Below are 18,587 nucleotides of genomic sequence, written 5' to 3' on the forward strand. Positions count from 1 at the left end.
CGCGCTGGTCTGGTAGGCCCGGGTGTGGTCAAAACGAGACCCCTTCAACAGGTGTGGGTGGGGACGGGGTTGGCGATGCGCTGGAGAGGCTGGCTGCTCTCGGAAGGGATCACGGACTGTGCCGACATCGGCGACCGGGCCAACCGGGGCGTACCGTCGGCGCTCACCGGCCGACCGAGGGCTCGGTCCAGGTGCACGGGATGGCCGGCGACGAGCAGCTGGCTGGCTGCCGAGCAGGCCCGTGCGTCCGCTCCGTACCGGGTTCCGTGGCTCGGCAGGCGCAGCCTGGCGTCTCTTCGAAGCCGGCCTGGAGCAGGATCCGCCGGGCGGCGGCGTTGTAGCCGGTGGTGGTGATCTCGCCGGTGATGGTGTGCCGGATCGGCATGAACGGCTCTGCTGGTGCTTCGGGCAAAGCGGATCTCCTATCGGTGGCGGGCGGTCGTGCTGGCGCGGGGCGGCGGCGCGGGCGGTGTGGTGTCCACGGCCGGGCGCGGGCGGGTGCGCAGCACGGGGGTGCGGTGCGGGGGCAGGACGGCGACGGTCGCACCGAGGTCTTCGGCTGCTTCTTCGACTTCGCGGGTGAGGAACTCGATCTGCCGGCTCAGCGCTGACAGGCGTGCGGCGATCTGGCGGGCTTGCACGGTTTCCAGGGCGCTGGCGAACTGGCTGCTGGTCTCCAGGAGTTCCTGCAGGCGGACCATCGGGCCGGCGGCGTAGCCGCGCTGGACGGCTCCCAGGAGAGCGTTCGAGGCGTCACCGGCACTGTGGCCTTCGACGACGTCGCGGATGAGGTCCTGCAGGGACAGCTCCGGGGCCGGTGCCGGGCGGTTGAATCGGGAGATGTCCGGGCGCAGCACGCCGGGTGGGACCGGAGCGGGAAGGGCCTTGCCCGCCTCGTGCTCGTGGGCGAAGTGCCCGATCACTTGCCAGCCCGGTACGCCCGGGTCGCCGCGCAGCGCGACCACTGTGGAGTCGTCGTCTTCGACGAGGTAAGCGAGGGTGATCGGCTGTCCGTCGGCGGCGTACCACGACTCGGTCGGCTCCAGCGCGCCACGTGTCTGCGCGGCCCGGGCCCTGTCGGTCCACTGCTGCTGTTCCTCGTCGGTCAGCGGAGCCTTGTGGTGCTGGCCGTCGCGCTGGTCGGCGAGGTTGCTGGCGATCGGGCTGTGGTCCGCCCAGGCGGTGAGGTGCGGCCACAGGGCCGCGTGCTGAGCGCGTTCGGCGGGGGAGCCGGGCGCGGCGGGCCGGTCGAGGGCCCGGCGGAGTTCGGCGGCGGAGGATGCCAGGCCGTCCAGGACGGCCCGCCACCCGGTCAGGTGCCGGGCGGGTGGCAACGCGTCGAGCGCGAGTCGGGCGGCATCGAGGAGAGCCTCGGCGTGGGGGGCGAGGTGGGTGGTGTACGCCTCCAGCGCCGCCTTGTCACGGTGGGCTCGTGCGGCTGCGGCGGCGTCTGCGTGGACGGTGCGGCCGTGGCGGTCGCGTGTCATGTCGAGGGCGGCATCGGTCTCGCAGTCGATGACTGCCATCCGCAGCCGGAAGTCGCGTGCCTTGCTGGCCAGTGCGGACGCTGTCAGCAAAGGGCTGTCGGGGGCCGGGCTGTTCGCGGGTGTCATCGGGACCGCCCGCCGGCTGCGGCCGTCAGGTGGACGGTGGGAGCGTAGGTGGGCTTCGGCGGGATCGGCCGGGCCGACGATGAGGTGGTGGGCGGTGTGGAGCGCTGCGTTGTGCGGCCGGCGGCGGCCTGGGCGAGCCGGCTGCGGCGCTCCAAGAGTCCGTTGGGCCGGACGGGGCGCGGTGGGCCGGTGGAGAGGGCCGGGTCGAGGCGGATGTCGGCCTGCACGGTGTAGCCGTGGCGGCGCAGGTCGTGGACGGCCTGGCGGGTACGGCGGGGACCATCGCGCTCGGGCTCGCTGAGGCGGTACAGCCCGGGTTCACCGGGGACGGGCTCGAACTGTTCGCGCTCCAGGAACCAGTGGGCGAGGTGCTGGGGAATCGAGGAGGTGAAGGAGGCGACGAAGCCGTGTTCCTTGTGGTCGCCGAAGGAGAAGTGGGTGCCGGGGTGCAAGGGAGCGGGAGTCTCCAGACTTGTTCGAGGGAACGGTCAGTGGCTGCGGTACGCCGACCGGGCCGCGGCGAAGGGGCGGGCTGGGGCTGTGACGGGGAGGGCCGCGCGGCGGTGGGGTGCGCTCAGGCGGGCCTGGCGCAAGAACGCGTCGCCGTCGGTGAGCCAGGTCTCGATGGCCGGCCACGCGCGTGCTCGGCGCTCCTGCTCCGGAACGGAACCACCGTGGACGATCTCGTCGAGCAGGGCTTCGGCATCGATCACGGCGTCTGCCAGACGGGAGAGGGCTGCGGCGTCGTCGGGCCACGGGCTGTTCGCGGGCCGGCACCGGTCGAGCAGCGTCGGGGCGTGGTCGACGACGGTCAGGAAACGGCGCCAGGCGTGGTCGAGGAACAACTCCGTCGCGGCGCCGAGGGCGGCGGCGCTCAGCGGGGTGGTGTCGCTGTAGCGGCCGGAGGCGTTCATGGCCTGCCAGGTGTCGTGCTCGGAGCGGATGTCTCCGAGCACGGCGGCGGTGGCCGCCGTCTGGCGGGCATGGACGGCCTGCTCGTAGGAGGGAAGGTACCGGTCGGTGAGGGCCTGGGCAGCCCGCCCGGGAAACGGCGGCAGGACGATGCTGCGCGGGGCGTGGGGATCGCCGTAGCCCCCTTCGAGCCCTTCCGGCGAGAAGGCGCCTGCCAGGTAGTCGAGTTGATGGCCGGGCCGCTCGATGAACAGCAGCGTGGTGCCCTGTGCCGCGTCGGTGAGGAGCGCGGCGTAGGGGATCCGCTCGCTCTGGACGGCGCGGCCGAGTTCGCCGCTGTCCCAGATCCAGGGGACCAGGTCTTCCTGCCAAGCGGGATGCGCATAGATCTCGACCGAGGCGTGCCACTGGCCGGGCAGCAGGCGCGCGAGGTCGCGGGCGGCGTCGCCGATGAACCGGCGGCTGCTCGTGTGCACGCTGGCGCGGTGCCGCTTCGCGCACGTGACCAGATCGACCACGGTGGTCGGGGCGCCGCCCGCGGGCAGGTGCCAGACCCCGTCGTTGTCCCGCTGGAAGCCGCTTTCCGTGAGGGCGGTGTGCGCCCATGGGTACTGCTCGCCCGAGGCGATGGCGACGATCCCGGATTCCCGGCTGTGCGACAGGATGATCTGCGCCTCAGACACGGACCAGGTCCTCGCCACCGCGCAGGACGGCGCGCAGGCTGCGGCCGTACGCCCAGGCGTGCTCCCGGGCCGCCGCCTCCAGCTGGTCGTATCCGACCTGGGCTGTCATCTGTCCGTTCCACTTGCGGTACCGGTACACAGGGACCGGCAGCAGGATTCCGGGCGCGAGCGCGGTGACGCCGAGGGCCGCGCAGTAGTCCTCGCCCTGGACGAGACCGCCCATCGGCGCGGCGCGCACGAGGTCGGTGCGGGCGAGGATCGTGGTCGGCCCGATGGGGATCGTGTCCGTCGGCGACTTCCAATACGTCCACACGTCGCCGGCCTCGTGCCGGCCGGGCGGGGTGGGGCAGCGCCACAGGGTGGTCGAGCCATCGGGGTGCTGGTCCTCGCTCCAGCCCGCGCACCAGCCGACCCCGGTGGATTCCAGGGCGTTCAGCCGTACGGACATGGCGTCATCGGTGAACTGGTCGTCATCGTCGGCCCAGTTGACGTAGGGGGTGCGCACGTGAGTGAGGGCCAGGTTTCTGGCGCAGGCGGCGCCGACCGGCCGGGGCAGCGTCAGTGTGCGGATGCGGGAGTCCTGCGCGAGCGGGGCCGGCAGGTGTTCGGGTGTGGTGCCGTCGAGCGCGATCACTGCCTCCCACGGCACGGACTGCCGGGTGAGGCTGGCGTGCATGGCGGTCAGGTAGTCGAGGCGGTCGTCGTGCAGGCGGGTGGCGATGACGACCGTGATCAGGGGAGTGGGCAGGGGAGTCTCCGGCAATGGGGGGGCGGTGCGGGTCAGCGGCGGGCAGCCGTGCGGGGCCCGGTCGGCGCTGCTCCGGCAGCGGGCCGCGGCGGGCGCGTGGCGCGCGAGGTGGTGGGCGTCCGGCGTGTGGTGATGGCGGGCCAGTGCGCCGGGTGGTCGCTGAAGGGGGTACTGGGGTCGGTGTCCCAGGCGACGAGGGGGCCCGTGCCGGTGTGAGCCATGCTGATCACTTCGATGCCCTGCGGATGCAGGATGTAGCCCCACTGCATGCCCAGTTCGCCGGCGGTGGTGTCGGTGACCGTCATGCGCACCGGGGGCGAGCCGTCCGGAGTGATCAGGTGATCGAGGGTCCGGCTGGGCCAGTGTTCGCCGCCGGTCAGCGCGGTCACGAGCGTGGGTGGGGCGTCGTCGAGGAGGTCGGTGCCGAGTTCGTCCCAGCCGACGGCGATGTCGTCGATGAGGTGCTGGGCCATGGCCTCGATGTCGCGTCCGAACTTGTACTGGTAGGCGGCCAGGAGGAGCGGGAGGTGGTGGCTGGGCACGCCGTCGAGCTGGACGTGGATGCCGCTGTACCCCGTGCCGGCGGTGGGGCGGGCGATGAAGGAGTGTGTGGACAGGGAGTTCTCCGGAGCGAGCAGGGGCGGGGGATGTCCGGCGGCCGTCCAGGTGGCGGGCGGGTGCGGCTACGCGCGGTGTGACCAGGAGGCGACCGGGGGGCCGGAGGCGTCGGTGCGGGCGCAGGTGTAGCCGATCAGCCGGGAGGGCTCGGCCTTCGCGGGGACGGTGGCGGCGTCGTTGCACACGAACGTGTAGCGGATGGAGGTGCGGGGCACGTCGTGGAGCCAGGCCCGGTCGTCCTTTCCAGGGTTCATCTGCAGGCCGGAGTGCGCGACGGCGTCGGTCTGGGTGTGCGTGTGGGAGAAGAGGACCAGTGCGCCACCGTCTGCCGTTTTGAGGGCGTAGGCGTCCGTGAAGCGGTTGTCGGCTGCGTCGAAGACGCTGGTCCCCTTGTCGCCGAAGCGTGTTGCGGCATCGCTGTGGACCTTGACCTGCCGCTTGCTGGCCTTGGTCGGCGCGAATACCTTGCTTCCGGTGTTCGTGCCTCCGGTGGTGAAGTTGTCCAGCACGGCAGTACGCAACAGGTTGGCGTCGGCGGCCAGGTGCTTGTTGTCGGTGGCGGCGACGGCCGTCGCGTATCCCTCGCGGTCGAGGGCGACGTCGGGCAGCTTCTGGCTGTCGAGGTCGACGACGGACACCATCTCCCAGCGCTTGTGCTGGGGCTGTTCGGCGAACACGGCCAGGCGGGAGGGGGCCTTGCCCTTCTCGCTGGAGAGGGCGGCGGCGAACCAGCGGTCCTGTCCGTTGGCCAGGCGGGGGATGTACAGCTTGGCGCTGGCGAGGTCGTAGGACCAGGGCTTGTACGGCTCGCGGTCCGCCGCGGGGAGTCCTTCGGTCTCGGTGTAGTCCGAGACGGACATCGCGTACAGCGGTCCGTCCTCGACCGTGTCGAGCAGGCGCCGGTCGCGATCGGCGTTGGCCTCGTTGTTGATCTTGGAATAGCGGGTGATGACGTCGCGGGCCTGGGCGGTGCTGAGAGCGGGCGCGGGCTTCGGGGCGGTGCTGGCGCTGGGCGTCTGCCGGGCCTGGGCGGGGCCGTCTTCGCCGGAGCAGCCGGTGAGGGCCAGGGTGAGGCAGGCGGCGCCGATGATCAGCGGCAGGGTACGGCGGGCGGTGCGGATGGGGGCTCCAAGGTTTCGCAGGGGAAGGGATCAGGGCGTGCGTCTGGCCGGTGGGGCGGCTTTCGGCGATGAAGGCGGGAGGGCCCGGGGCGGGAGGGGTGACGCGTTGGCCGGGGTAGAGGGCAGTCGCGGTGCCGGTGCGAGCGGAGTGAGGGCCCGCATGCGGTCCTCGGCCACGTGCAGGACCTCGGAGAGGTTGCGGATCTCGGCGGCTGCGTCGGCGAGGTCGTAGGACAGGTCGAAGCCGTCGTCCTCCTCGGCTTCCTTGGCCTTCTCCCCGGCTGCTTCGAAGAACTCGCCGAGCTGCGCCAGCAGGCCCTCGGTGGGTTCCAGGATCTGGTGCAGCAGGGCAGCGGCATCCGCAGGTGACTCGGCTGCGTTGAGCCGGTCGGTCAGATCGCGCAGCGCGTCGCCGTAGACGTAGCGGAGGCCAGGGTGTGGTGTGCCGGGGACAGCCCGGGTCTCGGGCGGGGCTGGGGGAACGTGGGGGCTTTCGTGGGGCAAGGCGGGGTGCGGTAGCAGCCCGAGCTGGGCGAGGCGGTGGTCGATCGCCTCGATCAGGGGATGGGCGCTGCCGCCGTGGCGGGCTTCGGGCCGCTGGGGAGCACTGGGGTCGTCGGAGGGAGCCGAGTCGTAGATGACCTCGAACAGCGTCTGGTCGTCGGGGTGCTCGCGAGTGGCGATCCAGCCCTCCGGGTCTCCGGGCGGTCGCTCGGAGGGCGGGTCGTGCGGCGGACTGATGACCAGGTAGCTGTCGTCGGGGAGCGAGACGCGCACGTTGTAGGTGCTGAGGCCGAATTCGATGTCGCACTGCAGTCCGCGTGCCCGCAGTGGAGTGATGACGTGTGCGTGGCGGCGCCACAGCTCCTGCCACCACGGCGTGTGCACGTTGCGGTGGTCGGGAAGCGGCGCGAGCGGTACCGGGCTGGGTTCCGGAGTGGTCGTTTCGTCAGCGGCCATGGCTCCTCCTGCGGCTGCCGCCGCTTGCGGCCCGGAGGTAGGGGTGCGGGTCGTCGGGGCGCGGGGGAGAGGTCAAAGGGTGTGATCCTTCCTGCCGGCAGGCAGAACGGCGACGGCTGTGGCCGTCGGGGTGATCCGGGGTGCAGTGGGTCAGGGCGCGTACGGGCACGGCCGATGGAGAAGAGCTAACGGCGAGGCGCGGGGCCGGTGGAGGGGGGAGCGGGCGGCAGGCTCGCGGCGACTCCATGCGAGGCGTCGGCCGGCGCGGTGGGGGCGGGGGCCGGGTCGTAGGCGGCGCGCAGCCTCTTCAGACCGGCTTCGTCGGCGAGAGCGAGGGCGGACAGGGCCCGGCTGGCTGCTGTCATCAGCAGGTGTGAGGGGGATCCCTCAGCAGCGTCGCGGTTCTCGCGCCGCCACCGGGCGGCGGCGATGAGGTAGTTGCTCAGGGCGCGCAGTGCGGGTTCGGCGGCGTCCAGGACGTGGTCGGTGACCGCGTCGATCTCCGCCGGGGTCCGGGCCGCGGTGAGGGCGTCCAGGTACGGGCCGAGGTGGGGTGCGGCCCAGGGCTGGTCGGGCAGTGGGTGTGCGTCACGGAAGGCCCGTGCGTCCCGTCGTGCCCACCGCTTCAGGTCGTTGTCGGTGGCGAGGTTGTACCGGGCGGCATGGATCTGGTCGGCGTCGCGGCCGACGTTGTCGTAGAGCTCGAAGTCTGGGTCGCGGGGGATGATGCAGGAGTCCTTCGGGCTGGTGCGGGCTGCAGGTCGTTGCGGTCGAACTCCGCCGGGGCGGCGATCTGTTGCACGAACAGTTCACGGCTCAGACGCGGTCAGCGGTGGAGACCGCCAGGCGGGGACGGCGGAGGCTCCGGTGGTCCCTCCCGGCGGGTCAGAGGCGCAAGGAAGCGCTGGACGCCGAGGTGGTCGTCGAGTTCCTTGGCTGCGTCGCGAAGGGACTCCGAGGCACGCCGCAGAAAAGCGCGCGCTGAGGCGTGGTCGATGACCATGCGATTCGTGAGGTAGTGCCGGTCGGTGGGGTTGGCGGTCCGGGGCAGGGCCAGGGCGTTCTCCGCGGTCTCGGTGAAGTGCGGGGCTGCGTGGCTGGAGATGGTCGCCGCCGAGGCGAGGTGCTTCAGGACGGTCCGGCCGGTCCGGGTGGTGTGGTGGGGGCTCCGGGCGAAGTCAGCGGCCAGCCGGAGGACATCGCGGGAGAGGTCCTGCGCGTCGGTGGCGTGCTGGAGCAGCGCGGTGTAGGACGGCGCGGCCGGAACGTGCCCGTTCTCGTCGAGCAGCTCCCACCGCTGGGCGGTGTCGTGCAGTTTGTCCTTCACGGCGTGGAGTGCGTGGATGAGGTGCAGGGCGTCGTCGCGCGGGATCAGGTCGCGCGGGAAGTCGGGGTTCACGGTCCTCTTGGTCAGTGCATGCGGGCGTCGGTGTCGAAGAGCGCCAGTTCGTGGCTGTGCAGGAGGTGCTGCACGATGAAGGATCGGCCGGCGACCTTCCACAGGCCGCGCCCTCGGTTGAGGTGGGCGATGGCGTCCATCTCGACGGAGGTCAGGCCGAGCAGGGAGGCTGCGGCGTGGAGCTGGTCGGTCTCCTGGCGGTAGATGATCCGGGTGGAGCAGTCCGCCAGGAGGCCCTCGGCCAGGGCGCGGCCCTGTGATCCGGCGTCGCCGGCGGTGAGCAGGTCGGACAGCCGGTGGATCACCATGAGGTTGGCGATGCCGAGGCCGCGGCTGAGCTTCCACTGGGCCTGCATGCGCTGGAGGAGGCCGACGTGCCGCATCAGGCGCCATGCCTCGTCGTACACGATCCAGCGCCGGCCGCCGCCGGGGTCGGAGAGGGCGGATTCCATCCAGGCACTGGCGCAGGTCATCGCGAGGACGAGGGCGGTGTCGTCCCCGGAGCCGCCGAGGCGGGACAGGTCGATGGTGAGCATCGGCGCGTTGGGGTCGAAGGCGACGGTGGAGGGGGCGTCGAACATGCCGGCCAGGTCGCCATGGACCAGGCGCCGCATGGCGTGGGCCAGATCGCGGGCTGCGTCACCGAGTTGGCCCGACATCATCCCGGCGGCCTCGTCGAGGTCAGTCGGGTTTTTGAGGGTGGCGGCGATGTCGCCGAGGAGCGGGGTGCGGTGTGTGTCGGCGGCGCGGGTGACGACAGCGTCGAGGGCGACGTCCAGGGCGGTGTGCTCCATGGGCATCAGGTCCCGGCCCAGGACGGTCCGGGCAAGGGAGCCGAGCAGGAGCAGGCGCCGCTTGCGGATCTCGCCGACCCAGTCTGCCTCGGCCACGCTGTCCGGGCGCGGGGCTGCGTCCAGGGGGTTCAGACGTCCGGGAAGCCCGGGCCCGAGGGCGACGGACCGGCCGCCGAGGGCTTCGGCCACCGGAGTCCACTCGCCCTTCGGGTCGCACGGCACGTAGACGCGGTATCCGAAGGCGACCGACCGCAGCGCGAAGGACTTGGCCAGCGCGCTCTTGCCCTGGCCGATCACGCCGGCGAGGAGCAGGTTCGGGTTGGTGAACCCCTCGACCTTGCCGTACAGCGCGAACGGGTCGAAGACGAATGATGCTTCGGCGTGGACGTCGCGGCCGATGTAGATGCCCTCGGCGCCGAGTCCGCCTTCGGCGAGGAAGGGATAGGCGCCGGCCGCGACCGCGGTGGTCATGCGCTGGGCGGGCAGCTTCAGCCGATTCCCGCGGGCGGAGGCGGGCCCGGGGCGCCCGCCCGGTGGGTAGAGCGCGGCGGGCATCTGCTGATCGGGGCGCGTGCTTTCGCTCTGGTGGGCGCTGGCTTCGGCGCGGGCTTTTGCGGTGGCCTCGGCGAGCTGGCGGCGGGCGGCCTTGCGGCTGGCGCGGTCGGTGCCGTGGGGGGTGAACAGCGGGCTGGCGGACGCGCGGCGGGCGCGACGGGCGGGCCGGTGGCTCATCGGGGGCCCTCGATTCTGCGGGTGGTGCTCATCGCACGCAGGCTGTGGTGTGCGGGCGGAGGTCGGTGGGGGTGGTTTTGCGGCGGACGACGTGTCCGGCGGCGAGGTGGCGTTGGCAGATCGTCAGCACGGGCGGGCCCTCGGGAAGCCGTTCCGGATGACAGGCGCTCGTCCTGGCGGTGTCCTCGGTCGTGCCGGGCAGCAGGTGGAAGGCAGCGTGGACTTCGGTGGTGGCCTGCCAAAGCCTGGCGTGGGCGGTGGCCAGGTGACGTCCGGCGGCCGGGTGAGGGGGCCGGGTGTTGTCGGCGAGCCGGTCCAGAAGCTGGAGCAGAGCGGTGAGGTGGGCGTGCAGTACGTCGATGTGCAGACGGTCCACGGGCTTGGGCGGGTCTGCGTCCGACGGCGCCAGGGCTCGCGCGTGGTGGCGGATGCCGGCGCTCGCGGCGCGGAGGTAGGGGTGCGCGTCGTCGGGGCGCGGGGGAGAGGTCAAAGGTGGTGGTTCTTCCGCCGGTAGGCAGGGCGGCGACGGGCGTCCCGTCGCGGGTGATCCGGAGTGCAGTGGGCCAGGGCGCGCACGGGCGCTGCTGGTTCACAGGGCATTGCGGGCGAGCGGGAGTGCGGAGAGGGTGAAGGCGTCCGGCTGCTGGTAGTTGAGTCTGCGGAGGTCGACGCCGGAGGTGACGGCGTGGGTCTCGATCTGAGCGCAGGCGGCGTCCAGGAGGGCGTCGGTCTCGGCGGTGACGGAGACCAGGCCGGTCAGGGCCACGTCCGCGTGCCCGGCGATGAGCTGGCGTTCGCGGGTCTTGACGTCGGCATACTCGACGGAATCCTCTTCGGAGTCGACCTGCCCGCGGCGTGCGCGCTCGTTGGCGTCGGCGATGATCGCGGCCTTCTTGCGCTGGACGTCCCGCAGTGCCGACTCGAGCCCCTGCGGCACGTAGATAAGGGAGAGGCTGCGACGCACGCCGGCCGTGAACATCAGCCCGTGCAAGAACCCGGCCCCCATCTCGGTCCTCGGCCAGTTCTCCACCCAGTACGTCGCGTGCCGCGCGCTGTCGGTGGCGAGGCGGTCGTACTCCTCGAACTGCACGACGGGACCGGCGGCTGCAGGGTCGGCCTCGGCACGGCCGGACTCGGACCACTGCTGGAGCGCGGCGAGCGCCTTCGGGTCGTAGGCGGTGCGGATGACGGCGGCGATCTCCCGCGCGCTCAGCCAGCAGGTGACCGTCAGGCCGGCGTTGCGGGCGGCCTGGGCGATGGAGGCGGTGGTCTGCTGCATGACGGTGAACGCCCCGGGCAGCCCTCCGCCAGCCTGGTTGATCAGGCGCCGGGCGGCCTTGAGGTCGAGGGAGATGGCGAGATACGTCTCGTGCGGTGCGGCGGCCGGGCCGGCTGAGGCGACGAGTTCGGAGTAGACCTGTCCGGCGACGGGGGCCTGGGGCTGCCCGTTCTGGGTCCAGTGGCGGGTGAGCGTGTCACCGCTGTCGGGCACGGTGCGCTCCAGCACCTGCACGGTGGCGACGTGCCCGGTGCGGGCGATACCTGCCAGCGCGCGCCCCCAGCTGCTCACATTGTGGTTCTGGGTGGCCGGGTCGAGGAGGGCGAAAGCACGGCTGCTGACGCGGGCGATGGCGGTCAGGGTCTGCTGGTGCGGGTCGTGGACGGCCGCAGCTCCGTTGGCGGAATCGCCGGGCGTGACGACCTTGAGGGAAGCGGCGGTGCCGGGCAGATGGAGGACGCCGTCCTGCCGCGGCCGGGTGACGGGCCGGGCGAGCCAGAGGGTCTGGCCAGTACGGCGGCGGTGCGCGTACCGAGTGACGATCGGCGCCCAGTCGATCAGGGAGCGGCCATGGCGGCGGATCGCGACCAGTGCGCCGGATGCTGCCCACAGCGGTGCCAGGGCAACAACGCCGAGCAGTCCGGTGGAGATCACCGTCATCAGCAGCAGGGCCAGCGTGCAGGAGACGAGGACGAGTTGGGGCAGGGTGAGGCCGAGGAGGATGCCGCGGCGGCTCCGGTGGGGGAACTTCACCGTGACCGGAGCGACAGAAAGATCAGTCATGGGGGCGGGTCCTGGTGGCGCGGGTGGAGTCCGGGGGCGGGAGGTGGTGTGCACGTCCCGCCCCCGGGAGTCGGGCAGGGGTCAGAGACCGGTCGGAGGCGGCGGAGCCGACCCGCTCGACGCGGCGTCCTGCGAGCCGGAGGACGGGGGTGCGCCCTGCGGAGGCGGTGTCGTCGTCGGCGGAGTGGTCTGCCATCCGCCGCCCTGGCCGGACGCGGCATTCGCGCCGGATCCGCCTGGGCCGGGGCTGCCTCCCACCTGGCCGCTGGTGTCGTCGGACACGCTCGTCGGCGCGGGCTGGACGGCCTTCTCCAGGCCGGACTTGACGGCATCGCCGCCGGGCAAGCCTCCCGTTCCGCCGCCCTGCGAACCCTCCTTGCCTTCTACGCCTCCGCCGGTCGGGTTGGCGGCGACGTCGCCGGGGAATCCTCCGCCGTCGGGGCCTTGCGGGGCGGCACCCCCCATGGCGGCAGCGCCGCCAGCTCCGGCTGCGGCGCCACCGGTTCCGGCGGTGGCCGCGGCTGCGGCGGCCTTGCGGGCGGCCTTCTCGGCGTGGGCCTTGGCGATCTGGGCCCCGGCGCCACCGGCACGGTGGATGGACTCGCCGTCGGTGCCGTCGGCTGCCCAGTGCACGAATTTGAAGACGGCGTACGGGCACAACAGCACCAAGACCATGATCACGATGCCGGACATGACGTCGGCCAGAGCGGCGATGCCGTCCTTGGCTTCGGTCTTGCCCATGGCGGCGATACCGAGCACGAAGATCACGGTCATCAGCAGCTTGGAGACGACGAGGGTGGCGGTGGCTTCGATCCAGCCCTTGCGCCAGCGGCGCGCGACCTCCCAGCCGCCGCCGGCGGAGGCGAAGACTGCCAGGGTGACCATGACGAGGATGCCGACCTTGCGGACCATCATCACGCACCAGTAGAGGAACGCGCCGATGGCAGCGCCGAGACCGGTGACGGCCGCGACGAGCCAGCCCAGTGCGGACAGGCCCGGGATCTGGCCGACCTTGACGATGCGGCGCACGGCCGACTCGATGTCCAGGTTCGCTGTCTTGAGCAGGCCGGCGGACAGGGCGTCGACCACTTCGACGGCGACCGTGGTCAGGGCGATGGCGCAGAAGGCGAACAGGACGCCGCTCATGGTGCCGGTGAACGCTTGTGTGAGGGCTTGTCCGTCGCGTCTGACGGCGGCTCGGACCAGCTGTGCGCAGAACGTCGCGACCAGCAGGACCAGGCCCAGCGGCAACAGCATTTCGTAGTTGTCTCGGAACCACCCGGCGTTCAGGTCGACCTTGGTGGTGGTGTTGACGGCCTCGGCGGCCAAGTCGGCTGCGGCGGCTGCCAGTTCACCGGCGGACTTCGCCATCCAGTCACCGATGGCTTTGCCGGGGTCCGAGGCGAAGTCCACCGCGTCGCCGACGGCGCACAGCTTGTCCGCCAAAGGGAAATCACAGAAACCCACGAGGAGTTACTCCTCCTTTCTTGTGTCAGGCGCGGGTCACTGCGTGACGCTCGGTGCGAGGGCGGCCAGGGTGCAGTCGTGGTTCGGGCGGCATTGGACGGCGAGGGTCACGGCCCGTTCTTCGGCTCCGCCGCCGCCCTTCTTCCAGGCGATCTGCTGCTTGCCGTTGACGGTGACGACGTAGATGTACGCCTCGGTGATCGCGGACGGATCCTCGGCCAGCGCCTGTTTGAACGCGCCGGGGTAGTGGCCCTCGGTGACGCTGGCGGTGGCGTGCTGGTCCTGGTCGGCCATCCGCGACCACAGCACCGGGTCGGGGACCTGGCCGGAGACCGAGGCCCAGTCGGCGTACTTGGGCTCCGTGGTCATCCAGGCGCGCATGCCGGCGAGTTGCTGGTCGCGGCTGGTGTCGCGGGTGTCGTAGGACCACAGCATCTGGGCCGCTGCCTTGGCGTAGGCGACCGGCTCGGCGATCTGCGGGGGCTTGGGCACTGATCCGGATCCGGAGGAAGGTTTCGGGGCGGCCTCGGTGGAGGACGGGCTGCCAGTCGGGGCGGGCACGGCGGTGCCCGGAGCTTGGTGGCCGTTGCCGCCGCCGGTCAGCAGGGCGACGATCCCGGCGATGGCGAGCAGGCCGGCGACGGCGGCAGCGACGATCGCTATGCGCCGGTTGGCAGACCAGCCCGCGCCGTACGAGGACAGCGAAAGGGAAGGGAAACGGTTTCGCATCAGTGGACCTGAGACCCCAGGCCGGAGAAAAAGGCCACGATGCCGTTCGCGGCACCCAGACCGAGGGCGGCGCCAGCGGCGACGACCGCGCCCTTCTTTCCGTTGGCCTCGGCCTGGTGTCCACCGGTGTGGTGGCCCCAGGCCCATACGCCGAGCGAGACGGCGAGGGCGCCGACGACGGCAATGATCCCGAACATGTTGATGCTGTTGACCACGTTCTTCAGCACGGCGAGGCCAGGCAACCCGCCGCCCTTGGGCGAGATTCCTGGGTCGTAGGCGAGCTGTATGACGCGGTCTGCGAGAGGGACGGACATAGGTGTGGCGGGCTCCTTGCATACGCGGGCCAGGTGAGGTCCGGCGGGAAAAGCGAAGCGGAGGGGGACGTGCGCTCGGGGCGCGAAAGTGGCCGCGGCGGCGGCTTGCCCGGACCTGCGTCGGGCAGAGGCGGGAAGAGTCCACTCCTCGGGCCGGGGCGCGGCTTCGAAGCCGCTTTTTCTGCTCGGGGCCAGGGAGGGCTGCAGGGGCGCGCTACTTCGGAATCGGCGGCTTCGGTGCCGGATTCGACTCGTACGGGTTGGCGCAGTCGTAGATCATGTATCCGCGGATCTTCTTGGCGTCGGACTTCCGGGTCACCACGCCGCGGGTGTACCAGGTCTTCTCTGCGCGCTTGTACGCGAACTGGTTATAGGCGACCTTGTCGTGCCGGTAGGCGATGCCCACGACGGCGGACTTCTTCGACGGATCCTTGTGGACCTTGACCGCCTTGCACGAGATCGTCGTGTGGCCGGTGTCGTACGCCTGGGCTGTGGAGGCGCTGGCCAGGCCGCCGGCGGCAACTGCGAGGCCGATCGAGCTGGCCGCGAGGGCGCGCCGGACGCGGGAGGGGATTGTCACGTGGATGCTCCGGGGGTTGGGAGATAGAGAGTGGGCCGTTCGACTCGTCCTGCTGGGCGGTTCGTCGGGCGAGACGGCGAGTGCGGAAGGGGTTGGCCTCCGAGCCAGACCACTGGCGAGGTCCGGCTCGCGGGCCTGCGGGCTGACCGGGGTCAGAGGACGCGGCGGGCGGCGAGAATGTCCCAGTCCTTGATCGGGGTGATCCGGACTGGTTTGGTGGTGCGCGGCGCCTCGATCACGAGGCCCTCGCCCATGTACATACCGACGTGCTCAGGCCGTGCGGCGCTGCCGCGGCTGAAGATCAGGTCGCCGGGCTTGAGGTGAGCGGGGGAGACCGCCTTGCCTTCGTTGACCTGCGTGTACGTGGTGCGGGTGAGCGTGATGCCGGCATGGGCGTACGCCTGCTGCATCAGGCTGGAGCAGTCGCAGCGGCCCATGGGGTCGGGGCCGTGCGCGTTGGTGCAGGATCCGCCCCACTGGTAGAGCGTGCCGAGTTGGTGCATCGCCCACTCGATGGCCTTTCGGGCCTTCGGGTCGGCGTCCTTGGGGATCGAGTAGCCCTTGGGGACGCTCCCTTCGGGGATGCGGCCGAAGCCGGAACCGTCCTGGCCCGGCGCGCAGCCGGTCGTGCTGGTCGACGGCTTCTTCCCCTGGTTCGTGTCCTTGTCGTCCGCGCTATCGCCGGCGCCGGGGAAGGTCTTGGCGATGGCGCTCTGCAGCGCGGTGGCCAGGCTTTCCCACTGCGCATACGCGTCCGGGAGACCGGACTTCTGCACGGCTTGGGCAGCCTGGGTGACGGTCATCTGCTGCCAGCCGTCCACCTTGAGCAAGTGCTTGTAGAACTGCTCGGAGGCGTAGACCGGATCGCGGATCTGCTGGGCGCTGCCCCAGCCTTGGGAGGGACGCTGCTGGAAGAGGCCGAGGGAGTCACGGTCGCCGTAGTTGAGGTTGCGCAGCCGGCTCTCCTGCATCGCCGTGGCGAGCGCGATGATCTGTCCCTTCTTGGGGACGTCGAGGGAGAGGCCGGTAGCCACGATCGTCTGGGCGTTGGGGACCTGCTCGGCGGGCAGGTCCAGGCCCTCGACGTGTACGTCCTTGCCGGAGTCGCCGTCGAGGATCTTGGTTACCTGCTCGGCGACCTTGTCGCTGTCGATGTCGCTCAGGCAGCCGCTGAAAGAGCCGCTGCTCTGCACGGCATCGGCGGAGGAGGCCAGCATCATGCCGGTGCCGGCGATCAGGATCGGGGAGAGGAAGACGACGCCGATGCCGGCGGCGAGCCCCTTCAACCTGAGGGGACCGCTCGCAGGTCAGCGTTTTCGGGCATGGGCGGGTAGCGAGACGTCATGAACGGCTCCTTGAGAGGTGCGGTGTCCGGCGTGCCGCGTGCGCGAGGCTTGGTGGAAGGGCGCGGTGGCCGGGGGTGGGCGATCGGAGGCGGGCCGGTGTGGGCGAGTTGCCGCTCGCGCCGTGTGGCCGTGCCGTGAGCTAGGTGTGCCGGGGCAGGGGGTGCCTCCATGAGGTGTGGCAGGGGGTAGCCAGCGGAGGTGTGCGCCGGGCGGTTCAAAAACAGTAGGCGCGGATTGGCGGTTGACCAAAAAGTTCGGCGTGAGGTGCCGGAAACCGGCACCTCAGCACGGCGCTTCTTGGTCGTCGGCGGATTCGGCTCTACAGTTTTTGGACTCCCCCTCGCCTTCCTCCGCCTGTGGCCATGGGCTTCTGTATGCCCATTTCCGGCCCGCGAGGACTCCTGTGCGAGGCGGGCGCCTCCATCCGCATTTCCGCACCCGAATTGGGGTTCCTCTTTGCCTTTTTCCCTGTACCAGGGCGACGCTCTGGCCGTTCTCTCCGGTCTCCCGGACGGCTGCGTCGACTCCGTCATCACCGACCCGCCGTACAACAGCGGCGGCCGGACCGCGAAGGAGCGCACCACCCGCTCCGCGAAGCAGAAGTACACCTCCGCCGACGCCAAGAACGACCTAGCCGACTTCACCGGCGAGAACATGGACCAGCGGTCCTACTCGTTCTGGCTGACGCAGATCATGACTGAGGCCCACCGGCTGACGAAGACCGGTGGGACCGCGCTGCTGTTTACCGACTGGCGTCAACTCCCCACGACGACAGACGCCATTCAGGCCGCCGGATGGCTGTGGCGCGGTGTGCTGGCCTGGCACAAGCCGCAGGCCAGGCCCCAGAAGGGCCGGTTCACCCAGAACTGCGAATTCATCGTCTGGGCGTCCAAGGGGCCGATCGATGGCTCCCGGAACCCGGTCTACCTGCCGGGTATGTACTCGGCTTCGCAGCCCTCGGGGTCCAAGCGCCAGCACATCACGCAGAAGCCGGTCGAGGTGATGCGCGAGCTGGTCAAGATCAGCCCCGAAGGCGGCACGGTCCTCGACTTCTGTGCCGGCTCCGGTTCCACGGGCGTCGCCGCCCTGCTGGAAGGCCGGGACTTCATCGGCGTGGAGAAGACCGAGCACTACGCGTCGATCGCGGCCGACCGGCTCACCGAGACGATCCGCGCAACCCTCACCAAGGACGACGTGGTTCTCGCCGTCTGATCCGGGTCCTCTCCTGCCGCCAACGCAACCGGCTCCCTGCTGAGCCGCTGGCGGAGCACCGCCGGAGCGGACGTGCGATTTCGCTGTCCGGTCCGTGCAGGACGCTTTCGCCCTTCTCTTATCCCGTGTCTCGTAGGAGGCCGAACTTTCAATGTCCGAATCCGCAAAGCCCTCTGACGATGTGGAGTTGGAGCCGGTTCGTATTCCGGATCCGCAGTTGGAGGGAATCGAGGCGAGCGTGCGGCGGCTCATGGAGCAGTCGGCGCAACAGGCTCAGCAGCTGGACCACCTCGCTTCCGCGCCGGCGCCGAGCGGGTCACCGTTCGCCGCGTTCGGCATGCCGGGACTCGGCGGGCCTCCGGCCGCCGCTCCGCCGGAGCCCCGCCCGATCCTGGAACTCGACGGGGAGGAACGGGAAGACGAACTCGACGCCCTGTCGGACTGGGTCGACGACTTCTTCCTCCCGGTCTACGGGGCGGAGGTCACCACCGCGGCGCCCTGGTGCCTGCAGTGGCAGGAACACGACGACGTCGTGGCCTGGCTCCACGCCCTTTGGCTCGCCTACCAGCAGCACAAGGACCCCGAAGCTGGGCTCTCCGGGTTGTTCGTGTGGCACCGGGACTTCCTCACCCACGCCGTCGCCGCGATCCGCGCGCCGGGCGGACCACTGTCGGCCTGCATGACCTCCCCCGACCGGCCCGCGCACCGTCTCCTGCCCGGCCCGCCGCCGTCCGTGCGCACCGAGACGGCGGCCACGGCGGATGGCGTCGGCACTGCCGAGCCGGGCGAGCCGACGCCATGAGCGCGGGAGCGGGACAGCCCGCGTTTGCCCTGAGCTTCGACCCTCGCGCGCTGACCGATCTCCTCCAGGCCCCCAGCGATATCCGTGACCTCACCCTTGCCTACCTGCAGGAAGTGGTGAACGCGCAGCGCTTCGGACAGCGCCTCGACGGTGACCTGGAGGGATTTCGGAAGCTGTTCGTGGACCGCCGCAAGGACTGGCGCGTCGTCTACGGCGTCCGTCCGGCGCCTGCGGAATCCGCCCACTCCAAGGAGATCCACGTCGTCGCGATCCGGCCGCGTGCGGGCAACGACGTCTACGACGAGGTCGGCCGCCGCCTGGGGATGACCCGCCGGCCGCTGAGCGCCCGCACGCACGCGGCCCGCTCGCGTTCCCCGCAGTTGACCACCCGTGCTCCCGTGCCCCGGCCCGGTCCGCCGCCTGCTGCACTGCCGGGTCTGCCCCGTCCCGCACTCAACCCCGCGCACCATCCCACCCACTGAACGCACGGAGCGT

21 protein-coding genes are annotated in these 18,587 nt (G+C 71.1%); 3 read left to right on the top strand and 18 right to left on the bottom strand.

Translation table 11 applies throughout. The features are described 5' to 3' along the window. Positions 1-163 precede the first annotated feature (163 nt). From ACZ5TL_RS30195 to ACZ5TL_RS30280, 18 genes are all read right to left on the bottom strand, one after another. Entirely contained in the window at positions 164-385 is a 222-nt protein-coding gene (locus ACZ5TL_RS30195) for a hypothetical protein (RefSeq protein ID WP_468593891.1), read from the bottom strand. A 37-nt stretch (positions 386-422) separates the two neighbouring features. Then, positions 423-1,613: a hypothetical protein gene (locus ACZ5TL_RS30200; protein ID WP_468593748.1), complete on the bottom strand. Its 1,191-nt coding sequence runs from the start codon at positions 1,611-1,613 to the stop codon at positions 423-425. Beyond that, positions 1,610-2,065 (bottom strand): hypothetical protein, encoded by a 456-nt coding sequence (locus ACZ5TL_RS30205; RefSeq protein ID WP_468593749.1) that lies wholly within the window; start codon positions 2,063-2,065, stop codon positions 1,610-1,612. Before ACZ5TL_RS30205 ends, ACZ5TL_RS30200 begins: the two co-directional genes overlap by 4 nt. 36 nt (positions 2,066-2,101) lie before the next feature. Further along, positions 2,102-3,208 (bottom strand): hypothetical protein, encoded by a 1,107-nt coding sequence (locus ACZ5TL_RS30210; RefSeq protein ID WP_468593750.1) that lies wholly within the window; start codon positions 3,206-3,208, stop codon positions 2,102-2,104. Then, positions 3,201-3,944 (bottom strand): glycosyltransferase, encoded by a 744-nt coding sequence (locus tag ACZ5TL_RS30215; protein WP_468593893.1) that lies wholly within the window; start codon positions 3,942-3,944, stop codon positions 3,201-3,203. Before ACZ5TL_RS30215 ends, ACZ5TL_RS30210 begins: the two co-directional genes overlap by 8 nt. Before the next feature lie 44 nt (positions 3,945-3,988). After that, positions 3,989-4,498, bottom strand: a complete 510-nt coding sequence (locus tag ACZ5TL_RS30220) for a hypothetical protein (protein WP_468593752.1) — start codon at positions 4,496-4,498, stop codon at positions 3,989-3,991. Positions 4,499-4,639: 141 nt separating this feature from the next. Beyond that, positions 4,640-5,716, bottom strand: coding sequence for a DUF8094 domain-containing protein (locus ACZ5TL_RS30225; RefSeq protein ID WP_468593894.1), 1,077 nt, complete (start codon positions 5,714-5,716; stop codon positions 4,640-4,642). Between the two features lie 9 nt (positions 5,717-5,725). Then, entirely contained in the window at positions 5,726-6,655 is a 930-nt protein-coding gene (locus ACZ5TL_RS30230; protein WP_468593753.1) for a hypothetical protein, read from the bottom strand. 185 nt (positions 6,656-6,840) lie between these two features. Continuing rightward, positions 6,841-7,020 (bottom strand): hypothetical protein, encoded by a 180-nt coding sequence (locus ACZ5TL_RS30235; RefSeq protein WP_468593754.1) that lies wholly within the window; start codon positions 7,018-7,020, stop codon positions 6,841-6,843. 461 nt (positions 7,021-7,481) lie between these two features. Next, positions 7,482-8,054: a hypothetical protein gene (locus tag ACZ5TL_RS30240; RefSeq protein WP_468593755.1), complete on the bottom strand. Its 573-nt coding sequence runs from the start codon at positions 8,052-8,054 to the stop codon at positions 7,482-7,484. Positions 8,055-8,065: 11 nt separating this feature from the next. Beyond that, entirely contained in the window at positions 8,066-9,580 is a 1,515-nt protein-coding gene (locus ACZ5TL_RS30245; protein ID WP_468593757.1) for a VirB4 family type IV secretion system protein, read from the bottom strand. 28 nt (positions 9,581-9,608) lie between these two features. Next, entirely contained in the window at positions 9,609-10,070 is a 462-nt protein-coding gene (locus tag ACZ5TL_RS30250; protein ID WP_468593758.1) for a DUF6238 family protein, read from the bottom strand. 99 nt (positions 10,071-10,169) lie between these two features. Next, positions 10,170-11,642, bottom strand: a complete 1,473-nt coding sequence (locus ACZ5TL_RS30255; protein WP_468593759.1) for an SCO6880 family protein — start codon at positions 11,640-11,642, stop codon at positions 10,170-10,172. An 81-nt stretch (positions 11,643-11,723) separates the two neighbouring features. Beyond that, on the bottom strand, positions 11,724-13,109 hold the full coding sequence (locus ACZ5TL_RS30260; protein WP_468593760.1) for an SCO6881 family protein: 1,386 nt from the start codon (positions 13,107-13,109) through the stop codon (positions 11,724-11,726). Positions 13,110-13,145: 36 nt separating this feature from the next. Continuing rightward, positions 13,146-13,838 (bottom strand): hypothetical protein, encoded by a 693-nt coding sequence (locus tag ACZ5TL_RS30265; protein ID WP_468593761.1) that lies wholly within the window; start codon positions 13,836-13,838, stop codon positions 13,146-13,148. After that, complete coding sequence (locus ACZ5TL_RS30270; protein WP_052836973.1) at positions 13,838-14,152, bottom strand: DUF6112 family protein; 315 nt, start codon at positions 14,150-14,152, stop codon at positions 13,838-13,840. Before ACZ5TL_RS30270 ends, ACZ5TL_RS30265 begins: the two co-directional genes overlap by 1 nt. A gap of 214 nt (positions 14,153-14,366) precedes the next feature. Next, a complete protein-coding gene (locus tag ACZ5TL_RS30275; protein ID WP_468593762.1) occupies positions 14,367-14,732 on the bottom strand; it encodes a hypothetical protein in 366 nt (121 codons plus the stop codon). A 152-nt stretch (positions 14,733-14,884) separates the two neighbouring features. Then, positions 14,885-16,018, bottom strand: a complete 1,134-nt coding sequence (locus ACZ5TL_RS30280; protein ID WP_468593763.1) for a C40 family peptidase — start codon at positions 16,016-16,018, stop codon at positions 14,885-14,887. A 516-nt stretch (positions 16,019-16,534) separates the two neighbouring features. Here ACZ5TL_RS30280 and ACZ5TL_RS30285 point away from each other — a divergent pair. From ACZ5TL_RS30285 to ACZ5TL_RS30295, 3 genes are all read left to right on the top strand, one after another. Continuing rightward, positions 16,535-17,290 carry a DNA-methyltransferase gene (locus ACZ5TL_RS30285; RefSeq protein ID WP_468593764.1) on the top strand — a complete coding sequence of 252 codons (756 nt, stop codon included), beginning with the start codon at positions 16,535-16,537 and terminating at the stop codon, positions 17,288-17,290. Between the two features lie 250 nt (positions 17,291-17,540). After that, complete coding sequence (locus tag ACZ5TL_RS30290; RefSeq protein ID WP_468593895.1) at positions 17,541-18,092, top strand: DUF4913 domain-containing protein; 552 nt, start codon at positions 17,541-17,543, stop codon at positions 18,090-18,092. Next, positions 18,089-18,574 (top strand): hypothetical protein, encoded by a 486-nt coding sequence (locus ACZ5TL_RS30295; protein WP_468593765.1) that lies wholly within the window; start codon positions 18,089-18,091, stop codon positions 18,572-18,574. Before ACZ5TL_RS30290 ends, ACZ5TL_RS30295 begins: the two co-directional genes overlap by 4 nt. The last annotated feature ends 13 nt before the right edge of the window (positions 18,575-18,587 follow it).

This window comes from Streptomyces sp. NPDC033136 (assembly GCF_055578235.1).